At 62.1% G+C, this 1,508-nt stretch carries 1 protein-coding gene; it reads right to left on the bottom strand.

The genetic code is table 11. The features are described from left to right. Positions 1-60: 60 nt before the first annotated feature. Positions 61-1,401: a HAMP domain-containing sensor histidine kinase gene (locus tag DCO47_RS26740; RefSeq protein WP_042607493.1), complete on the bottom strand. Its 1,341-nt coding sequence runs from the start codon at positions 1,399-1,401 to the stop codon at positions 61-63. Between the last annotated feature and the right edge of the window lie 107 nt (positions 1,402-1,508).

Raw genomic sequence — 1,508 nt, 5'->3', positions numbered from 1 at the left:
TGTTCACATGACGTTGTAGGAGCTGCCGAAGGCTGCGATCTTTTTTGTCTCACCGTAAAGCTACGGCTGAGCGATAACTCCCGGTACGAGGGGCAATTCCAGACTCGCCACAAACCCGCCCTGCGCATGATTGGCCAGCGTCAGCGTGCCGCCATGCCGTTCCGCCGCCCGTTTGGCGATCGCCAGTCCCAAGCCATGCCCGGCGGCCGTCTGCCCCGGCGCTCGGTAGAACGGCTCGCCCAGCTGACTCAGATGCTCCGCCTGCACGCCCTGCCCGTGGTCGCGCACGCTGATGACAATCCGTTCACCCTGCCGCGAGGCCTGCAGTTCGATCGGCTGATCGCTGGGGTTGAAGCGCTGGGCGTTGCGCAGCAGGTTATCCACGGCGCGTTCGATCATCGTTGGCCAGCCTTTGATATTCAGCTGCGGCTCGGCTTGCAGGCGCACGGTCTGTTCGGGCGAGCTCAACTGCGCATCCTTTTGCAGCGTGGCGAGCAGCGCATTGAGGTCCACGTCTTCAGCGCTGGCGTTGTCGGCATCGACCCGCGCCAGCACCAGGATTTCACTGATCAACGCCTCCAGCCGATCGCATTCGCGGGTCAGCCGTGGCCACAGTTTCTCGCGTTCTTCAGGATTGGCGCGCTCGGCCAAGGCCAAGGCAATACGCAGGCGCGCCAGGGGTGAGCGCAACTCATGGGAGACATCGCGCAGCAACTGCCGCTGACTGCCAATGAGACTTTGCAGACGTGCGCCCATGCGGTTGAAATCGGTGGCGAGCACGCCGAATTCGTCGCGTCGGTTGGCCAGTTTTGCCAGGCTGTTCTGCTGATAAGTGGTCTGTCCCAGATCATGCACCGCGCCGCGCAAGCGACTGAGCGGGCGGGTGATGGAGAAGGTCACGAGCAAACTGAACAGGGTCAGCACCACCAGTGCAATGCCCAGCGCACTCAGCGGCCAGAGCAGGCTTTCGCGGTGCCAGGCGTCGAGTTCCGGGTGCGGGATGCGGTAGATGAACAGGTAGGTGTCACCGGTTTTCTCACTGGTGATCTCGTCAGTCAGACGCCGCCACGGCAGACGGCGATCGTCGTTGTTCTGCCGCGCTTCGAACGCGGCGGCGCGACGCGGGAAGGTGCCACGCACCACCGGGTCGCCGGTTTCGTTGAGTACCTGAACGTCGATGTGATACTGGCGTTTGCGTTGTTCGAGGATGTCCTGCGCCGCTTCTTCGCCCTGGGCCTCGTAGGTCTGGGTCCATTCTGCCGCCAGTGTGTTGAGGCCGGGATGGCGGCTGAGTATCCACGCGTCCTGATTGAGCATGTGCCCAAGCAGGATCGACAGCCCGGCTACCAGAGCGATGGCCAGCCAGAAGCTCGCAAGAATCCGCCAAAACAGTGAACGCACAGAAACTCCTCAAAAAACACAAAACCCTGTAGGAGTGAGCCTGCTCGCGATAGCGGTGGGTCAGACAAAAATCTGTCAACTGACACACTGCTATCGCGAGCAGGCTC

Origin of the sequence: Pseudomonas sp. NDM (assembly GCF_003105095.1) — a bacterium.
GTDB lineage: Bacteria > Pseudomonadota > Gammaproteobacteria > Pseudomonadales > Pseudomonadaceae > Aquipseudomonas > Aquipseudomonas moraviensis_A.
The sequence above is the reverse complement of the archived record's forward strand: the minus strand, read 5'-3'. Positions and strand labels throughout refer to the sequence as shown.